Genomic DNA, 18,002 nt, shown 5'->3' with positions numbered 1-18,002 from the left:
GCTCATGGCGCCCCCTGCGCCGCGTCGTGGCCCGGGGCAGCGCCCTGCTCCTGCGGGGCGGGCTGATCCTGAGCCCTTGGATCCCGCTCGTCGTGCTGCGGCCCGTCATGGCCCGGGGCCTCGTCCGGGCCGCCGTCGGCCGTGCTGATACGGGCCGACGCCGAGGCATCGCCCTCGGTCTGCGGGCCCCCCTGGGGGGCGGGTCCCACGGCCAGCCAGTAGTAGCCGCGCGCCCCCAGGGTCAGGGTGATCCGCCCCTGCTCATCGATCCGGGGGAAGGCGGTGCCCCCGAAGACGTCCGTGGTCGGCATCCCCGCCAGCTCGGGGACCTCCACCGTCACCGCCCGGGGCACGGTGGACAGGTTGGCCACGCACAGGAGCATCTCGGCGCCGGGCAGCTCGGGGTCGTCGCAGCGCGTGTGGGCCAGGACGGCGTCGTCACTGGTCGCGCGCAGGGTGAAGCGCCCGCGCCCCAGGACCGGGTGGGCCCGGCGCAGGTGCAGCAGGCGGCGCGTGAAGTGCAGCATCGAGTCCGGGCGGGCCATCTCGGTGGCCACTGTCAGGTGCGCGTAGCCGGGGGCCTGGATGAGCGGGACCGTCAGGGCCCCGGGGTCCACCACCGTGGAGAAGCCCATGTTGGGCGAGTCGTCCCACTGCATGGGGGTGCGCACGGCGTCGCGGTCCTCCAGCCAGATGTTCTCCCCCATGCCGATCTCATCGCCGTAGTACAGGCAGGGGCTGCCGGGAAGGGACATCAGCAGGGTGTGGGCCAGCTCGATCTCCGCGCGGGAGGCATCCAGCAGGGGGGCCAGCCGCCGCCGGATCCCGACATTGGCGCGCATCCGATCCTCCGGCGCGTACCAGGCGTACATCTGCTCGCGCTCCGAATCGGTGACCATCTCCAGGGTCAGCTCGTCGTGGTTGCGCAGGAAGGTGCCCCACTGGCCGTGCGCCGGGATCTGCGGGGTCCTCTCCAGCACCCAGCGGATCGCGGAGGCCGAGCCCTCGCGCAGCGCGTAGTAGATGCGCGGCATGACCGGGAAGTGGAAGCACATCGTGCACTCCGGGGCCTGCGCGGTGCCGAAGTACTCCACCACCTCCTGGGGCCACTGGTTGGCCTCGGCGATGGTGATGACCCCGGGGAACTCCCGGTCCAGCAGCTCGCGGATCCCGGCGATGATGGCGTGCGTGCCCGGCAGGTTCTCGCAGTTGGTGCCCTCGGCCTCGATGAGGTAGGGGATGGCGTCCAGGCGGAAGCCGTCCACACCGGTGCGCGCCCAGAAGCGGATGACGTCATGGACGGCCTCGATGACCGCCGGGTTGTCGAAGTTGAGATCGGGCTGGTGGGAGAAGAAGCGGTGCCAGTAGAACTGGCCGCGCTCGACGTCGTAGGCCCAGTTGGACTCCTCGGAGTCCACGAAGATGATGCGCGTGTCCGGGTAGCCCGAGTCGTCGTCGCGCCACACGTAGAAGTCCCCGTAGGGGCCCTCGGGGTCGGAGCGCGAGGCCTGGAACCAGGGGTGGGCGTCCGAGGTGTGGTTGAGGACCAGGTCGATGACGATGCGGATGCCCCGCTGGTGGGCCTGGTGGACCAGCTCGCGGAAGTCCTCCATGGTCCCGTAGCGCGGGTCGATGGAGGTGTAGTCGGAGATGTCGTAGCCGCCGTCGCGCATGGGCGAGGGGTAGAAGGGCGGGATCCACACGCAGTCCACCCCCAGCCAGGCCAGGTAGTCCAGGCGGGAGATGAGGCCGGGCAGGTCCCCGGTGCCGTCCCCATCGGAGTCGGCGAAGGAGCGCAGCAGCGCCTCGTAGAACACCGCGGTGCGGAACCACTCGGAGTCGGCGCTCAGCCCGGGGCGGTCCTGGGCGGGAAGGGCCGGGATCCCGGGGATGACCGGGGTCAGGGTCATCGGCGCGGGCGATCCTCCCGCCGCGGCCTGGCGCACCACGGGCACCGACCCGGAGACGGCGGGCAGCCCCTGGCCGGCGGGCGGGACGGCGCCCGCCTGGGGCTCGGCGCCCGGTGCCGCGCTCACAGGGGCTCCACCGAGAAGACGTGGGCGGCCTGGCCCGCGAAGGGGTCGAGGCGCACGTAGTTCTGCCCCGACCAGTCGTAGGAGGCGCCGGTCAGCTCATCGGTGACCCGCACCACCGGGTGGGACCCGTCGGTGCCCGCGGGCAGGCCCAGGGCCCCCAGGTCCAGGTAGACCTCCCCCGCGTGCGCCCCATGGGGGTCGAGGTTGACCACCGTGAGCACCACGTCCTCGCGGCCGGTGGGGCTGTGGGCGGCCTCCAGGCGCTTGGAGTAGGCGATGAGGTTGTCATCGCTGGTGGCGTGGAAGGTGATGTTGCGCAGCTGGGTGAGGGCGGGGTGGGCGGCGCGCGCGGAGTTCAGGCGGGTGAGCAGGTCCTCGATGCCATTGGCCCGGGCCGAGGCGAAGTCGCGGGGCTTGTACTCGTACTTCTCGTTGTCGATCTGCTCCTCGTAGCCGGGCCGGGGGGTGGACTCGGCCAGCTCGTAGCCCGAGTAGATGCCCCAGGTGGGCGACAGGGTGGCGGCCAGCACCGCCCTCAGCTTGAAGGCCGGGACCTTCCCATTGGTCATGAAGGGGGTGAGGATGTCATGGGTGGTGGGCCAGAAGGCCGGGCGCAGTACGTGGGCGGTGCCCCGGCTCAGCTCCTCCATGTACTCGATGAGCTCGGCCTTGGTGTTGCGCCAGGCGAAGTAGGTGTAGGACTGGTGGAAGCCGATCTTGCCCAGGGTGCGCATCATCGCCGGGCGCGTGAAGGCCTCGGCCAGGAAGAGCACCTCGGGGGACTCGGCGTGGATCTGGGCGATGAGGCGCTGCCAGAAGGGCAGGGGCTTGGTGTGGGGGTTGTCCACGCGGAAGATCGTCACCCCGTGGCGGATCCAGGTGCGCACCACCTCCAGGACGGCGGCGTAGATGCCCTCGGGGTCGTTGTCGAAGTTCAGGGGGTAGATGTCCTGGTACTTCTTGGGCGGATTCTCCGCATAGGCGATGGAGCCGTCGGACAGCACCGTGAACCACTCGGGGTGCTCGGCCACCCACGGGTGGTCGGGGGAGCACTGGAGGGCCAGGTCGAGGGCCACCTCCATGCCCAGCTCCCCGGCGCGCTCCACCAGTGCGTCGAAGTCCTCGAAGTCGCCCAGGTCGGGGTGGATGGCGTCGTGGCCGCCGTCGGCCGAGCCGATCCCGTAGGGGGAGCCGGGGTCGCCGGGGCGCGCGGTCAGGGTGTTGTTGCGGCCCTTGCGGTTGGTCAGCCCGATCGGCGAGATCGGGGTGAGGTAGAGGACGTCGAAGCCCATGGCCGCGATGCGGTCGAGGCGCTCGGCGGCCGAGCGCAGCGTGCCCGAGTGCCAGTTGCCGTGCTCATCGGCCCCCGAGCCCAGGGAGCGGGGGAAAATCTCGTACCAGGAGCCGGCCAGGGCGCGGGGGCGGTCCACCTGGAGCGGGTAGGCGGCCGAGGGGGAGACGTGGTCGCGCAGCGGCAGGCGCTCCAGGGCGGCGACGACCCGGGGGGAGGTGCCCGCGGCCAGGCGGGACTCCGGGCCCTGGGAGGCGTCGCGCAGGGCGCCGGCCGCCTCGAGCAGGACGGCCGCGCCCTCCTCGTCGCGGCCCGGGACGGCGGCCGCCCGCTCCAGGACCCGCGCGCCCTCCTCCAGCATGAGCTCGACATCGACGCCTGCGGGCACCTTGATGCCCGCGTCATGGGACCAGGTGGCATAGGGGTCGGACCAGCCCTCGACGCGGAAGGACCAATCGCCCACCGCATCGGGGATGAGCCGGGCCTCGTAGAGGTCGTGGCCCACCGCGATCTCGCGCATGCGGGCGCTGGGGCCGTCGGTGCCGTCGGGGCGGATGAGCACGGCGGTGGCGCCGAAGCGGTCGTGGCCCTCCCGGAAGACGGTGGCCCGCACCGGGATGACCTCGCCGACCACCGCCTTGGCGGGCCAACGCCCGTCCTCGATGACGGGGAAGAGCTCGGTGACGGGGATGCGGCCCACGGGGGCGAAGGATGCTGGTCGGGGCACGGCTCCCACCGGGAAGGCCTGGGGGGCGGCAGCCCGGGTCTCGTGCTGGTCGGGGGACGGCGTCGTCGCGGCCTGGCGCGTGGTGTTCGGGGTCACAGGGACAGCCTACCCGGCCCCGGGGCATCCGGGGACCGATGCCGCCAGTCGGGTGTCGGTCCGGCGCGGGCCCGGGGCGGTCGCAGGTCGAGCCCGCCCGGCCCGGGCCCACGCCGGGGCCGCGCTCAGGCGTAGTCCATGCCCATGGCGGTGCGCACGTCGTCGAGCGTGGCCTGCGCGACCTCGCGGGCCCGCTGCGTGCCCTGGGCCAGCACCTGGGACAGGTGGCCCTCGTCGGCCACCAGCTCGGCGCGATGGGCCCGGATGGGGGCGAAGAACTCGTTGACCGCCTCGGTGACCAGCGCCTTGAGCGCCCCCGCCCCGCCGTCGCCGATGGAATCGGCGATCTGCTGCGGGGCCCCGGCCCCGCACAGGGAGGCCAGCATGAGCAGGTTGGAGACCTCGGGGCGGGCGGCGGGGTCGTAGGTGATGACCCGCTCGGAGTCGGTCTTGGCCTTCTTCAGCAGCTTGGCGGTCTCATCGGCGCTCATGCGCAGCTCGATGGTGTTGCGCCGCGACTTGCTCATCTTCTCCCCATCCAGGCCCAGCAGCAGGGGCGCCTCGCTGAGCAGGGCCTCGGGGCGGCGGAAGACCGGGTGGTCCTCGACCGCCCGGCCGTAGCGCTTGTCGAAGCGCTGGGCGATGAGCCGGGCCTGCTCCAGGTGGGGGAGCTGGTCCTTGCCCACCGGGACCAGATTGGCCTGGCAGAAGAGGATATCGGCGGCCTGGTGGACCGGGTAGGTGAGCATGAGGCCGGTCATGGCGCGCCCGTCGGCGGCCTCCAGCTCGGCCTTGACCGTGGGGTTGCGGTGCAGCTCGGACTCGGTGACCAGGGACAGGAAGGGCAGCATGAGCTGGTTGGCGGCCGCCACCCCCGAGTGCGCGAAGATCGTCGAGCGCCGGGGGTCCACGCCCACCGCCAGGGTGTCGGCCACCAGGGACATGACGCGCTCGCGGATGGGGCCCACGGAGTCGCGGTCGGTGATGACCTGGTAGTCGGCCACCAGGATCCAGGTCTCCACGCCCGCGTCCTGGATGGGCTGCCAGGAGTGCATCGTGCCGAAGTAGTGGCCCAGGTGCATGTGCCCGGTGGGGCGCACCCCGGTGAGCATCCGGTAGCGCCCGGGGTTGACGGCGATATCGGCCTCGATCTGCGCCGAGCGGGCGATGGAGCGGGCCAGGGAGGCCTCGTTGGTGGCGGTGGCCAGGGCCTCCTCGGCCGAGGTCGGGGTCTGAGTCATGGGCACATCCTAGCCGCGCGCCGCTCGAGCCCCACCGCCTGGCGCGGCCTCGCCCCGCGGCGCACAGGTGCGCGGAATCCAGGATGCGGGTGCGGGGCGCGCCGTGCGACGACCCCGCACCCGCCCTCTGCGCCCCGCCCCCGCATCCCGCGCCCGCCCCCTCGATCCGCGGTCGGGGCGCCTCAGTCGTCGGCGGGCTGGGTGCCCATGGCGGTCAGGAGCTCCTGGCGGGCCCGGGCCACGCGCTCGGGGGTGAAGGCGGGCTCATTGGCCACCAGTGCCAGGCCGTCGAGGATCTCGGTGCCGTAGCGGTGGCCGTGCCCGGGCGGGACGTTCATCGCCCGCGGCAGGTCGGCGGAGACCTGGAGGAAGGTGATGTAGGGCATCCAGTGCATGGCGGGGGAACGGTCGGCCCCCGGCTCCTCCCACAGCCAGTCCGGCCGTTGGCCCACCAGGTCGGGCGACCACCACACCACCGGGTCGCTGGCGTGCTGGATGTAGAGGATGCGCTGATCCCCCCAGTCCTCATCGCCCAGGAAGGACTCGACCTGCCGGCTGTCCTGGGCGAAGCGCACCGTCATGCCCGCGGAGTACACCGGGGCCGCCTCCCGGGTGCCCGGGTCCCGGCGGGTGACGAAGTCGCGCCATAGGCGCGAGGAGTTGGGCGGACCCACCCACAGCACGCCGTCGACGCTGTTGAGCACATCGGCCAGGTCCTTGAAGGCCGCCTCCCCGGCCAGCACCCCCAGGGACTCCCCGTAGAGCAGCAGCCGGGGCCGGTCGTCGGCGGGCAGGGCCCGCCACCATTGGACGACGGCGTCCACCAGCGCCCGGCCCCCGCTGCGCGGCCGGTCGGTGTCGGCGATGAACTGGACGAAGGAGGGAAGGTAGGAGTACTGCGCCGCGGCGATGGCCGTATCGCCGTCGTAGAGCAGCTCCAGGGACATCGCCGCCACCGGGTCCACCCAGCCGGTGCCCGTGGTGGGGGCGATCATCACCGCCGAGCGCTGGGCGGCGCCGGTGCGCTCGAGCTCCTCGACCACCAGGGCGGCCACCTCCTCATCGCTGCTCGCGCTCTTGAGGCCCGCATAGACCCGGATCGGCTCGGTGGCGGGGCGCGCGGTGACCTCCTGGAGCCCCTGGGCGCTGAGCCCCCGCCCCACGAAGCGCTTGCCGTAGGCGCCCAGGGTCTCCCAGGGCACCGCCGAGTCCGGCGAGCCCGAGCGCTCGGGGCCCGTGGGCCGCACCACCGACGGGGGCTCGGCGTCGTTGCGCACCGAGAAGGCGGCCTCCGCGCCCCGCCCGATGGCGCCGGGGATCGCGTGGTTGACCACGGCGAAGACGAGCACCAGGACCAGGGCCCAGGAGAAGATCGAGCGAGCCGGCGCGGGCAGGCGCCCCGGCAGCCAGGAGCGCAGCCTGGCCTCCAGCCGCAGGACCGCCCGCCCCACCGCCACCAGGGCCAGCCACAGGCCGAAGCCCACCGGGAAGACCAGCAGGTACTGGGCCGGGGTGTAGGCCTGGGAGTCGGTCAGGGCCGCGACCTGCCGCTGCCAGGACACCGCCAGCAGCAGGATCCCGTTGAGGCCCAGGATGACGGCGGCGGTGATGGCCACCTCGACGCGCCGGCGCCACCGGGGAACCCACACCGGCAGGCTCCGGCCGCTGGAGGCCCACAGGGCCTCCGCCAGGGGACGCGTCCAGGTGCGCCAGTTCCAGGACAGCCACACCCCCAGCAGGTGCCCGTTGGCGGCGCACAGCCCGCAGGCGACCCCCTGGAAGAGGATGTCGCGCGGCAGCAGGGAGGGGGTGAGGGCAAGGATGAAGAACAGGGCCCCCAGGACCATGCCGGTGGGGTCGGGGCTCAGATGATCCCAGGCTCGCTGCAAGGTGTGTCGCATAGTGCTCGGCTCATGAGGTCGTGACGACGGGCCCCGACATGCTACCGAGGCAGTGCCGGCTCGCCGGGGAGGCCCGGGCGGACCGGGCGGGCGGAGGGGCTCAGGCCATGGGCCCGGAGGGGGCCAGGGACTCCAGCGGCTCGCCCGAGAAGTAGACCCGCAGGGACAGCGCGTCCAGGGAGGTGACATCCCCGGGGCGGTCCTGGCGGCAGTTGGTGGTGCCCACGGGCGCGGCCGGCGTGCCCGGCTCGGGGGAGGGGCGGCTGACCCGGCGCGCCAGGGAGAAGGGGGAGGTGTGGGGCTGGGGAGTCGACCAGGAGGAGTCCCAGGCCAGGTGCCAGTCCGTGCCGTGCGCGTCGGGCAGGACCACCTCGGCCTGGTCCAGGGAGCCGTTGACGATGACCAGGAGGTCCTGATCATCCCAGGGGCGGCCCGAGCGCAGCATCTGGACCACCCGGACGTGCGGGTCGTGCCAGGAGACGGCGTCGATCTGCTCCCCGTTCCCGCCGAACCAGGACAGATCGGGGATCGTGTCTCCCTCCAGGACCTGGCCCGTGGCGAAGCGGTCGGGCCGGACCACCGGATGGGCGTGGCGCATGTGGATGAGGAAGCGGGTGGTGGCCACCATGTCCCGCTGCCAGGTCTCCAGGTCCCAGTCCACCCAGGACAGCGGGGAGTCCTGGCAGTAGCAGTTGTTGTTGCCCTGCTGGGTGCGGCCCAACTCATCGCCGCCCGTGAGCATGGGAGTGCCGGCGCTCAGCAGCAGCGTGCCCATCATGTTGCGCATGGAGCGGCGCCGCAGCACCTCGATGGGCCCCTGGTTCATCCCCTCGACCACCGGCCCCTCGTGCCCGTGGTTCCAGGAGCGGTTGTTGTTGGAGCCGTCCCGGTTGTCCTCCTTGTTGGCCAGGTTGTGCTTGTGATCGTAGGAAACCAGGTCGCGCAGGGAGAAGCCGTCATGGGCGGTGATGAAGTTGACCGACCCCAGCGGCCCGCGCCCACCGGGGTACTCCCCGTAGCCGAACAGGTCCGCGCTGCCCGCCAGGCGGGTGGCCAGATCCCGCAGGTCCGAGCCCAGGCGGCCCTTGGACATCTCCGAGGCGTCATGCAGCCAGAAGGAGCGCACCGTGTCCCGGAAGTGGTCGTTCCAGTCCTGGAAGGGCTCGGGGAACTGGCCGGTGCGCCAGCCCCCCGGCCCCACATCCCAGGGCTCGGTGATGAGCTTGACCCCGCTGAGGATCGGATCGCAGGCCATGGCCACCAGCAGCGGGTGGCGCGAGGAGAACTCCGAGGCGTGGCGCCCCAGGGTCACGGCCAGGTCGAAGCGGAAGCCGTCCACGCCCACCTCGCCGGCCCAGTACCGCAGCGAGTCCAGGGCCAGCTGGACGGCCCGGGAGGAGCGGAAGTCCACCGTGTTCCCCGTGCCGGTGACATCCACGTACTGGGCGGGCCGGTGGGGGCCGTGCAGGTAGTAGTCCAGGTTGTCCAGTCCCCGCAGGCTCAGGCTCGGCCCGTCCATGCCGCCCTCGCAGGTGTGGTTGTAGACGACGTCGAGAATGACCTCCAGGCCCGCCTCGTGCAGGATCGAGACCATGCCGCGCACCTCGTCGAGCACCGCCTGGGGGCCGGCCGCCTGGGAGGCGGCCGTGGCGTAGGAGGGCTCGGGCGCGAAGTAGCTGAGGGTGGAGTAGCCCCAGTAGTTCGTCAGGCCCTTCCTGGTCAGGAAGGGCTCGGTGAAGGCCGCGTGGATGGGCAGCAGCTCGATGGTCGTCACGCCCAGCTTCTTGAGGTGCTCCACGGTGGCGGAGTGGGCCAGGCCCGCATAGGTGCCGCGCAGGTGCTCGGGGACGCCGGGAAGGTCGTGGGTCAGGCCCTTGACGTGGGCCTCGTAGACGATGGTGCGCTCGCGGGGGATGCGGGGGCCGGGGACGACGGCGAAGCCCTGCCCGGTGACCACCCCCAGGGCGGTGCTCCCGGCGGAGTCGAGGCTGGAGGGCCGCCAGTCCTCGCCGATGGGGGAGAGCCCCTCGGTGACCTCGTGGGCGTAGATCTCGGGGCCCAGCTCCACCCGCCCGTCCAGGGCGCGGGCGTAGGGGTCCAGCAGGAGCTTGCGCGGGTTGTGGAGCAGGCCCTCGTGGGGCGCCCACTGGCCGTGGACCCTGTAGCCGTAGCGCTGCCCGGCGCGAACGCCGGGCACATGCGCCCCCCAGGTGCCCCGGCGGGGGCCGTGCATGCCGATCCGGGTCTCCTCGACGACCCGGCCCTGCGCGTCGGTGGTGAGCAGGCACAGGTCCACCGCCGAGGCGTGGGCGGCGTGCACCACGAAGTCCGCGCCGTCCCCGGTGAGCACTGCCCCGAAGGCGTGGCGGGCTGAGGCGTCGTGCTCGGCGCGCGGGGCGGGAGTCAGCGCATGGGGCGTGGTGGGCATAGGCCCATTGTCCTGGGCTTGGTCGAGGGATACCAACCGCTCAGACAGTGAGGTCTCACTCTGTCTCGCCCTCCGGGGCCCTGCCAGGGGCGCGGGCCGTCGCCCGCGCGGCCTGCCGGGGCCCGCCGCGGTGCGGAGGCGGCCCCCGGGGCCTGCCCGGGCCCCGGAGTGGAGCGCTGCAGGTGATGCAGCGCTCACCAGGGCGGGGAGCGGTTTATGGCAGCCTTGGCACATGAAAATCGTGGTCTGCATCAAGCACGTCCCCGACCTGCAGTCCGAGCGCCGTCTGGAGGACGGCCGCCTGGTCCGCGGCGAGGAGGACGTCCTCAACGAGCTCGACGAGAACGCGGTGGAGGCCGCGGTCGGCCTGGCCGAGGAGCATGACGGTGAGGTCATCGCCCTGACCATGGGCCCCGAGGACGCCGAGGACGGCGTGCGCCGGGCCCTGCAGATGGGCGCCGAGCGCGGCGTCGTCGTCACTGACGAGGGCCTGGCCGGCGCTGATGTGGTCACCACGGCCCGCACCCTGGCCGCCGCCATCGAGCGCATCGGAGAGGTGGACCTGGTCATCACGGGCATGGCCTCCCTGGACGCCCTGACCTCCATGCTCCCCGGGGCCCTGGCCGCCGCCCTGGGGGTGCCCGCCCTGACCCTGGCCCACGAGGTGGCGGTGGAGGACTCGGCCTCGGTGTCGATCACCCGCACGGTGGGCACCGCCCGCGAGCAGCTGCGCGCCCCCCTGCCCGCCCTGGTCTCGGTCACCGACCAGGCCAATGAGCCGCGCTACCCCAACTTCGCCGCCATGCGCGCCGCCAAGAAGAAGCCCGTGGAGGTCTGGGACCTGGGCGAGCTGGGCATCGCGCCGCAGGCCCGTGAGGTCCTCGCCGTCAGCCGGACCAGTCAGCGGCCCGCGCGCCAGGCCGGCATCATCCGCACCGACGCCGGCCAGGCCGGCCGCGAGCTGGCCGCCTGGCTGGTGGACAACTCCCTGGCCTGAGGCCCGCGGGCCCCAGGACGCCGGTCCGGCACCCGCTGTTCCGGTCGGGCCCGAGGACCGCATCCCCGTCCCACCCCCATCACTGCCCCGCCGAGCGGGCCGGCCACCGGCCCCGGCGATAGGGCCCGCACCGTGTTGAGAAAGAAGCTGATCCTCATGATCGATTCCCCCGTCCTCGTCCTGGCCGACCTGGAGCCCATCGGCGCCCCCGGCAGCGCGGGCCGGGACGCCGGCCCCGGCCTGCCCACCGGTCCCGCCCTGGAGCTGCTCACCGCCGCCCGGGCCCTGACCAGCAGCCAGGTCGTCGCCCTGGTCCTGGCCCAGCCCGGCCCCGAGGCCGCCCGGGCCCTGGCGGCCGCCGGCGCCGACCGCCTCCTGGTGGCCGACATCGCCCAGGGGATGCCGGCCGCCCTGGCGGCCCCCACCGCCGATGCCCTGGTGGCCGCGGCCAGGCAGGTGGCCCCCGGCGTCATCCTGGTGGTCAGCGACTACCGCGGCAAGGAGGCGGCGGGCCGGGCCGCCATCGCCCTGGACTCCGCCTGCGTCTCGGACGCCACCGAGCTCAGCGCCGTGGACGGCGAGCTGCACGCCTCCAAGCTGGTCCTGTCCGGCTCCTGGGCCACCACCGTCACCGTGGCGCCCAGTGCCCAGGGGACCCCCATCATCTGCCTGCGCCCCGGCACCGTGGATGCCGTTGCGGATGAGGGCCGTCCCCTGCCGGCTCCCGAGCCGCTCGAGGTTGTCCTCAGCCCGGAGGCCGCCGCCGTCGAGCTGGTCTCCCACGAGGAGGCCGCCGCGGCCGCGGGCCCGTCCCTGTCCGAGGCCCGCACCGTCGTCGTCGGGGGCCGCGGGGTCGACGGCGACTTCGCCCTGGTCCGCTCCCTGGCCGACCCGCTGGGGGCGGCCGTGGGCGCCACGCGCGTGGCCTGCGACGAGGGATGGATCGAGCGCAGCGCCCAGATCGGCCAGACCGGGGAGACGATCTCCCCGCGCCTGTACATCGGCCTGGGGGTCTCTGGCGCCATCCACCACACCTCCGGCATCCAGGGAGCCGGCACCATCGTGGCCATCACCGACGACTCCGAGGCGCCGATCCTGGAGATGGCCGACTACGGCGTCATCGGCGATGTCGCCGAGGTCGTCCCCCAGCTGGTCGAGGAGCTCGAGCGCCTGCGCGGCTGAGCCGGCCCGGTCCGCGATCGCCCCTCCCCGTCCCGCCGCTCCCGTCGGCCGATGCGGGATCAGGGGGGTGGGGATGCGATGATGCGGGGATGAGCAAGGAGGCGACCACGGACCAGGTGGTCGGAGTGCGACGGCCCCTCCGCGCCTTGAGCCCCATGGTGGGGCGCGACCCCGAGGAGCGGGGCCGCACGGCCACCACCCTGGAGCTGCTCTACGACCTGACCATCGTGGTGGCCTTCGCCACCGCGGGCGTCCAGCTCGCCCATGCCCTGGCCGGCGGCCACGTCCTGGCGGGATTGGCCGCCTTCGGCTTCGTCCAGTTCGCCGTGGTGTGGGCGTGGATGAACCACATCTGGTTCGTCTCGGCCTTTGACTGGGGCGTGCGCCTGGCGACCGCGGTGCAGATGGCGGGCGTCCTGCTGCTGACCGCGGGGATCCCCGACCTCTTCGCCGGCCTCGGCGACTCCTGGCGCATGGAGAGCACGATGATGGTGGCCGGCTACGTCGTCATGCGTGCGGCCATGGCGGGCCTGTGGCTGCGGGCTGCCCGAGCCGGGACCAATCCGGGCCTGTGCCGCGCCAATGCCGCGTGGACCGCGCTGATCCAGGTGCTGTGGATCGCCACCTGCGCCGTCGAGCTCCATTTCACGGGCCTCCTCCTGGTCTCGGTGGCGCTGTTCGGCCTGGAGCTGGGTGCGCCCGTGCTGCTGTGGCGCCGCTTCGGGGCCACGCCCTTCCACGCCCACCACATCGCCGAGCGCTATGGGCTGCTGACCATCATCTCCCTGGGGGAGGTCGTCGTGGGCGCCTCCCAGTCCGTCCAGGCCCTGCACGCCGAGCACGGCTGGTGGCATGGGGCCGCCGCGGTCCTGGCCGCCGGGGTCTCGATCGCCCTGTGCCTGGTGGCGGTGATGCCCGCCCCGTGGTTCAGCGTCCTGGGGGTGGAGCTCACGGGGCACCGGCACCTGGAGCGCACCTCCTGAGCGGGGGCTCCGGGCTCTCCACATTTCTGGTCGTGGGGTAGTGGAGCGGATAGCGAGTTCGGGGTACAGAATGCGAGTGCGGGGTCATCGCATTCTGTACCCCGAACTCGCAAACCGCGGCCGGGCGGGTCGTGGGCGACCGGGGTGGGCAGAACTCCCCATGGGAGGAGGCCGCCCGCCCGTCTACACTGCGCCCTGGCGCCCGTGGGACTCAGGGGTGATTCCCGAGCCCTCTTCCGGACAGAGCCACCTCTGCATCACCCCGCCTCTCCCCGGGCGCCCCCGTCCTCATGCCGCCGACCTCGGGAGACCTCGATGATGAGCGCCGAGGAGGTCGCGCGCGAGGACCTCCTGACCTTCCTCAACGCCGCCTTCGCCTCCACCGCCCAGGCCGAGTTCGCCTCCACCGCCTCCCAGCAGCGCGAGGCCATGGCCTTTCTCCATGAGTATGTGCGCGGCAACTACCGGCGCCTGTACGCCAGGCTCCTGGCGGCGGGGATCAACGATGCCCATGCAGTGGAGATCGTCGTCGGCCTGCTGTCCACCGGCCGGGAGGCCCCCGAGGGGCTCAGGGCGGAGGAGGACGCCCTGCTGCGGGCCGCCGTGCGCCGCCTGCCGCCCCAGCGCTTCTGGAGGCTCACCGCGCGACTTCGCCGCGGGCGCGTCAACAACCGCCGTAGCCGGGCACTGGTGCGCGACTACATCGCCCAGCACCCCGACATGGAATTCCAGGCAGTCAAGTACCGGCGCAAGGTCGCCGCCGCCATGCGCCACGCCCATGTGCGGCCCGACGGCGAGCTGGAGCGCTTCCTCTTCGGCTCGCACGACGAGGCCTTCGCCTCGCCCCTCCTGGACGCCTACCGCCGCGCGCACTTCAGCGCCTCGGCCCTGGACGAGTTGCCCTACACCGTGGCCCTGGGCCTGGCCGCCCGCCATGACCTGGCTCCTGAGGCGCTGGCATGCCGCATGGAGGCGCGGCTGACCGACCGTGAGCGCCTGCGGCTGGCCCGTCGCGCGGGGGAGGGGATGGTGGATCCCTCGCGCCAGAGCCTGACCGAGCTGGCCTCATACCTGCTGACCCTGCCCGCGCTCAGCCCCGCTCAGGCCACGTGGATGCCCAGTGCGGCCCGCAGCGTCCTTCAGCGCAGCGGACCGCTGCTCATCGGCCGGGGGACCGGCCGCGCCTCAGGGACCGCGGCTCATGGCCCGGTGGCCGCTGTCCTGGACAACTCCTACTCCTCCTCGGGCTCCAGGCAGAAGCGCAACCGACCCCTGGCGGTGGCCTGGGCGGTCGATGCGCTGCTGCGCGAGGGCGTGCGGGGCTACCGGGGGTTCTGGACTCATCCGGTGGCGGCGGGCGCTGTGCCGCGTCCGCAGGGGCGCACCAACCTGGCCGAGCGGCTCCTGGATGCCCTCGACTGGGGCGCCGCCGTCGTGGTCGTGGTCTCCGACGGCGTCGAGAACGATCCTCCCGGCGCCTTCCACGCCGTCCTCCACCAGGCCCGCCGCCTGGTGGAGGGGCTGGTGGTCATCCACCTCAACCCGGTCTTCGACCCCCTGAGCCTGCAGGTCCGCAGCCTCAGTCCCCTGGCCCCCGCCCTCGGGGTGCGCAATGGCGAGGACCTGCCGGCGCTGCTGGGCATGGCCTGTCACCTCCAGCCGGGGCTCCACGCCCTGGCGGAGCTGGAGGACTACCTGGCCCGGTGCGCGCACCGCTTCCTGGAGGGTGCGGATGCGTAGCCCCGGCCCGCCCCTGGCCCTGACCGGCCTGGTGCCCGCGCCCTCGCAGGTCTGCGGCGCCCTGCGCATCGTGCCGCTGCTGCGCGAGCGGGAGTGCCACGATGTGCGCCTGTCGCGCGCTGCCATGCCCCCGGGCCTCAAGGCGATCGACCTGCCCGACCTTCCCGGAGGGGCCTCCTACGTCTCCTTCGTGCCCCACGCCCTGACGCTGCGGTGGGGCCCGGCGGTGGGCGCCCAGGTCCTGAGGGAGGGCGGGCGCGGGCATGAGCGCGGTGGTCGGCATGGGGATCGGGGCCGGGACGAGGGCCCCGGCTCCTGGAGGTGCGTGGAGGAGCTCCACCGCCTGCGCAAGCGGCAGGACGACCGGGCCCTGCGCCTCCTGCCCCAGCACCTGGCGATGGAGGGACTGCTGGCCCTCCACTTCGCCCCGCCCTCCATCGCCTGGCCCGAGCTGTCCCAGGACTTCCAGCGCCATGGGCTCATGTGCCGCCAGGAGTCGATGGCGCGCGGCTGGATGGTCCCCGGGTATGACACGGCGCTGCGGACCTTCGAGCTCCACCACGAGCAGGTGGGGGCGCTGATCTACGCCGCTGAGGCCCTCATGGCCGTCTTCGTCATGCCCAGCGCCCAGGACTACCGGCTCGTGCACCGCACGCTCCTGGACGACATGTACGGCGAGCTCATGGTCGCCTATGCCTGCATGGACATCCCGGACCAGCCACTGGATGCGGCCCCGCACATGGCTGGGGCCAGCAGCCTCGCCCGACTGCGTGAGGGCCTGGAGTCGCTGCGCCGTCAGTGGGCGCGGACCACCCACGACCTGCTCCTGGGGGACTGGCGGGAGCGCGGCCTGCGCACCGAGGCCGTCTACAGGCTCGGGGGCATGACCCTGGACCGGTTCATCACCGACCTTGACCTGTCCGCCGCCAATCACATCGGGGAGCGGCTCATGCGGCAGGACGGTGAGGTGCTGTACCTGTCCACGATGCGCCTGTCCCAGGGGCAGGCCCGCCGCGTCCACTTGCTGTCGCAGCTGGCCGAGCACGAGTGGCACCTGGAGCGGGCGGCCCTCGCCCTGCGCACGGATGTGCCCACCCTCATCGCCCGCCTCGAGGCCCACGGGTTCGGCCACCTCATCAATCGAGGCGTGCGCGAGCGGGCCGACAGGCGGCGCCGCGGCCGATGAGGCGGCGGGGCGGGGCTTGACGCCCCGCCGCCAGTGTGTCACTGTATTAGTGCAGTAATACAGAGGTGGCTGACGAGCCCCCTCCGCTGCGCTCATGAGCCCCGCCCCTATCCACCGCCACCCAGGAGGCGCGATGCGGATCGACGACGCCCGACCCATCTGGATCCAGCTGGTCGACGACTTCCGAGTGCGCATCGTCTCCGGCCAGTGGCCACCGGGAAGCCGGATCCCCAGCGTGCGCGAGCTCGCCACGGCCGCCGGCGTCAACCCCAACACCGTCCAGCGCGCCCTGGCCGAGCTCGACCGCACCGGGCTGTGCGCCGCCGAGCGCACCGCCGGCCGCTTCGTCACCGCGGATCCCGCGGCCCTCGACGCGGCCCGGAGCGAGCTGGCCGGAGCCGCCACCGACACCTACATCAACGCCGTCGCCGCCCTGGGCATGGACCTCGCCCAGGCGAGTGCCGTCCTGGCCGAGCGCTGGGCGGCGCACGACGACCCCAACCCAGGAGAAGCACCATGAGCGCATCACCCACCGCCAGGACCGCCGATCAGCGGCCACCGACCACCACGCCTCCCGCCGCACTGCCGCCGACGCCGCTGGCCTCGGCATCCATCGCCTCCTTCGACGGCGCTCCGCCGATCATCACCATCAGCCGCCTGACCAAGGCCTACCGCGGCAGGCCGGCCCTGCAGGACCTGAGCCTGGAGCTGCCCGCCGGGCGCATCGTGGGCCTCATGGGGGCCAATGGCTGCGGCAAGACCACGCTGCTGAAGATCCTGGCCGGCGTCCTGTCGGACTACCGGGGCAGCGTGCGCATCGCCGGGCACGCCCCGGGGCCGGCCTCCAAGGCCCTGGTCTCCTTCCTGCCCGATGCCTCCTTCCTGGCCCCATCCCAGACCCCCGAGCAGTCCGTGGCCCTGTTCTCCCGGTTCTTCCCCGACTTCGACGCCGATAAGGCCCGGCGCCTCATCGATTTCTTCCGACTGCCCGCCGATCGGAGCCTGAAGGAGATGAGCAAGGGCATGGGCGAGAAGCTGCGCATCTCCCTGGCCATGTCGCGGCGCGCCCGCGTCTACCTCCTGGATGAGCCGATCTCCGGGGTCGACCCCGCCGCCCGCGACATCATCCTGGACGGGGTCCTCACCGACTTCGACTCCCAGGCCCTCATGATCATCTCCACCCACCTCATCGCCGACGTCGAGCCCGTCATCGACTCGGCCGTCCTCCTCAGGGACGGCCGGCTGTTCCTGGCCGGCGACGCCGACGACCTGCGCCAGGCCCACGGCATGAGCCTGGACGCCCTGTTCCGCAAGGAGTACCGCTGATGCTCACCGCACTGCTCGCCCAAGAGGCCCGCTGCCTGGCCCGCACCCACCTGACCATCCTCGGGGTCTGCCTCCTGGTGGGGGCCGGGCTCATCGGCGTCGGCCTGCTCGATGTCCCCGTGCTGAGCCCCTTCGCGATGCTCCTGGCAATCGGGGCCTTCATGGTTCCCGCCTACGCCGTGTTCATCCACTGCCTCGTGGAGTACTGGCAGTCCATGTACGGCCAGCGCGGCTACCTGACCATGGTCATCCCGGTGCGGGGGCGCCTCGTCTACGCCGCCAAGGTCGCCTATGGCGTGCTGGCCTCGGCCGTGGCGGCCGTCGTCAGCCTGGCGGGAGTGGCGGTGGCCTTCCTCGTCAACGCGCACATCCAGGGGGTCGGCCTGTCCCAGGCCTGGGAGCCCCTGCGCCAGGCGGTGGAGACCCTCGGGGTGTGGCGGGGCCTGCTCCTGGCCCTCACCGCCCTGCTCATGTGCCTGGCCTGGATGGTCATGGACACCGCCCTGATGAGCATCGGGGCGCAGGGCCGCTGGAACCACCTGGGCCTGGGCGCCCCCGTCATCGGCTTCATCATCCTCTACGGGGTCAGCCAGGTGGTGGTCCTGGTCTCCATGATGCTGGTGCCCCTCAGCATCGACCTGACCACGGGGGAGATCGGCACCGAGCTCATGCTCGGCCCCTTCCTGGAGTCGGTGCGCACCGACACCGACCCCCAGATCATGGGCCTGGGCTTCCTGCCCGCCACCTGGATCCTGGCCGCGGTCATGGGCTGGTGGGCGGTGCGCGCCATCGAGGAGCACACCTCGCTGCGCTGAGGCGATCGCCTCCCGCGCTGAGCCCGGCTCCTGCCACCGGGACCGGCGGTGCC

At 72.8% G+C, this 18,002-nt stretch carries 13 protein-coding genes; 8 read left to right on the top strand and 5 right to left on the bottom strand.

What is annotated here, in order from left to right; all coding sequences use genetic code 11:
• Window positions 1–2: 2 nt before the first annotated feature.
• The 5 genes from treS to glgX form a co-directional block, all read right to left on the bottom strand.
• Entirely contained in the window at window positions 3–1,910 is a 1,908-nt protein-coding gene (treS, locus tag J5X07_RS07655; RefSeq protein WP_208479291.1) for a maltose alpha-D-glucosyltransferase, read from the bottom strand.
• Window positions 1,911–2,032: 122 nt separating this feature from the next.
• The gene (locus J5X07_RS07650) at window positions 2,033–4,150 is read right to left on the bottom strand and encodes an alpha-1,4-glucan--maltose-1-phosphate maltosyltransferase (RefSeq protein WP_424924103.1); all 2,118 of its coding nucleotides are present in this window, start codon (window positions 4,148–4,150) and stop codon (window positions 2,033–2,035) included.
• Between the two features lie 125 nt (window positions 4,151–4,275).
• Entirely contained in the window at window positions 4,276–5,391 is a 1,116-nt protein-coding gene (gene trpS, locus J5X07_RS07645; protein ID WP_208479261.1) for a tryptophan--tRNA ligase, read from the bottom strand.
• Between the two features lie 182 nt (window positions 5,392–5,573).
• Window positions 5,574–7,292, bottom strand: coding sequence for an alpha/beta hydrolase (locus J5X07_RS07640; protein WP_208479259.1), 1,719 nt, complete (start codon window positions 7,290–7,292; stop codon window positions 5,574–5,576).
• 100 nt (window positions 7,293–7,392) lie between these two features.
• Window positions 7,393–9,720 (bottom strand): glycogen debranching protein GlgX, encoded by a 2,328-nt coding sequence (gene glgX, locus J5X07_RS07635; protein WP_208479256.1) that lies wholly within the window; start codon window positions 9,718–9,720, stop codon window positions 7,393–7,395.
• Window positions 9,721–9,952: 232 nt separating this feature from the next.
• Here glgX and J5X07_RS07630 point away from each other — a divergent pair, with 232 nt between their 5' ends.
• From J5X07_RS07630 to J5X07_RS07595, 8 genes are all read left to right on the top strand, one after another.
• Complete coding sequence (locus J5X07_RS07630; RefSeq protein WP_208479255.1) at window positions 9,953–10,717, top strand: electron transfer flavoprotein subunit beta/FixA family protein; 765 nt, start codon at window positions 9,953–9,955, stop codon at window positions 10,715–10,717.
• A gap of 156 nt (window positions 10,718–10,873) precedes the next feature.
• Window positions 10,874–11,899: an electron transfer flavoprotein subunit alpha/FixB family protein gene (locus J5X07_RS07625; RefSeq protein ID WP_208479253.1), complete on the top strand. Its 1,026-nt coding sequence runs from the start codon at window positions 10,874–10,876 to the stop codon at window positions 11,897–11,899.
• An 89-nt stretch (window positions 11,900–11,988) separates the two neighbouring features.
• Window positions 11,989–12,882, top strand: a complete 894-nt coding sequence (locus J5X07_RS07620; protein WP_208479251.1) for a low temperature requirement protein A — start codon at window positions 11,989–11,991, stop codon at window positions 12,880–12,882.
• A gap of 318 nt (window positions 12,883–13,200) precedes the next feature.
• A complete protein-coding gene (locus J5X07_RS07615; protein ID WP_124934424.1) occupies window positions 13,201–14,622 on the top strand; it encodes a hypothetical protein in 1,422 nt (473 codons plus the stop codon).
• On the top strand, window positions 14,615–15,808 hold the full coding sequence (locus tag J5X07_RS07610; RefSeq protein WP_124934425.1) for an ARPP-2 domain-containing protein: 1,194 nt from the start codon (window positions 14,615–14,617) through the stop codon (window positions 15,806–15,808). Before J5X07_RS07615 ends, J5X07_RS07610 begins: the two co-directional genes overlap by 8 nt.
• Before the next feature lie 133 nt (window positions 15,809–15,941).
• Window positions 15,942–16,328, top strand: coding sequence for a GntR family transcriptional regulator (locus J5X07_RS07605; RefSeq protein ID WP_124934426.1), 387 nt, complete (start codon window positions 15,942–15,944; stop codon window positions 16,326–16,328).
• The gene (locus tag J5X07_RS07600; RefSeq protein ID WP_124934427.1) at window positions 16,325–17,134 is read left to right on the top strand and encodes an ABC transporter ATP-binding protein; all 810 of its coding nucleotides are present in this window, start codon (window positions 16,325–16,327) and stop codon (window positions 17,132–17,134) included. The genes J5X07_RS07605 and J5X07_RS07600 overlap by 4 nt, the downstream gene beginning before the upstream one ends.
• Window positions 17,134–17,949: a hypothetical protein gene (locus J5X07_RS07595; RefSeq protein WP_124934428.1), complete on the top strand. Its 816-nt coding sequence runs from the start codon at window positions 17,134–17,136 to the stop codon at window positions 17,947–17,949. The genes J5X07_RS07600 and J5X07_RS07595 overlap by 1 nt, the downstream gene beginning before the upstream one ends.
• Window positions 17,950–18,002 lie beyond the last annotated feature (53 nt).

It is taken from the genome of Actinomyces bowdenii (assembly GCF_017592395.1).
GTDB lineage: Bacteria > Actinomycetota > Actinomycetes > Actinomycetales > Actinomycetaceae > Actinomyces > Actinomyces bowdenii.
The sequence above is the reverse complement of the archived record's forward strand: the minus strand, read 5'-3'. Positions and strand labels throughout refer to the sequence as shown.